The organism is Nocardia sp. NPDC020380 (genome assembly GCF_044386975.1).
Taxonomy (GTDB): domain Bacteria; phylum Actinomycetota; class Actinomycetes; order Mycobacteriales; family Mycobacteriaceae; genus Nocardia.
Genome location: NZ_JBIRVQ010000004.1, coordinates 206,887 through 207,551, shown reverse-complemented (window position 1 = coordinate 207,551; position 665 = coordinate 206,887). Strand labels below are relative to the sequence as shown.

The window sequence follows — 665 nt, the reverse complement described above, 5'->3', positions numbered from 1 at the left end:
CGCTTACCTGATCGTAGCTTTTAGACGCTACAACGGGGTTCTGCATTTCGGGATCGATATGGACAAATTGAACTGTTAGCAGGGCGTTACACGCAAGCGTGTGAAACTTCTTTCCACTTGGTAGCTGGTTGGTTGTCGAGTGGCTGGGACAGCGCCGGTCAAGCTGTATTTTCGATCTTGACAGGAAAAACGAAGCGCACGAATGCCCAGAATCTGAAGCCCATTCCGGCCAGGGTGCCGATTATTTGTGCGGAAATGAAATCCGCGAGGTTCTGTGTGAAGCGCGAGACGTTCGGTATCTCCAATCCGAACGCATAGCGTGAGAGCCATAGTGGCGCAATGTTCAATACCACGGCCAGGAAGCTGATGAGATAGAACAGAAATGCTTCCTGGTGTGGTGGCCGGCCGCCGCGGCGATGGAAAGACCACTGCCGATTCAGTGCATAAGAGAACGTAATGGCGACCAGTACGGCAAGGAATTTGGCGGTGATGGGATGGGTAACGAGAACCGTGCTCTTGAGTACCAGGAACAAGGTCGTATCGATCACGAAAGCGATTGCACCGACGAGGGCGAACCGGCTCAGTTCTGGGCTCCGGAGCGCGGAAGGTACTGCGGCCGTTGCCTGTTGGATCAGCCTTCGAACCCACGCTGACATGCGTAGAGT

General features: G+C 54.3%; 1 protein-coding gene. It reads right to left on the bottom strand.

From position 1 onward, the window contains the following. Positions 1-158: 158 nt before the first annotated feature. Positions 159-656 carry a GtrA family protein gene (locus ACH438_RS11805; RefSeq protein ID WP_397004060.1) on the bottom strand — a complete coding sequence of 166 codons (498 nt, stop codon included), beginning with the start codon at positions 654-656 and terminating at the stop codon, positions 159-161. Positions 657-665: the final 9 nt, after the last annotated feature.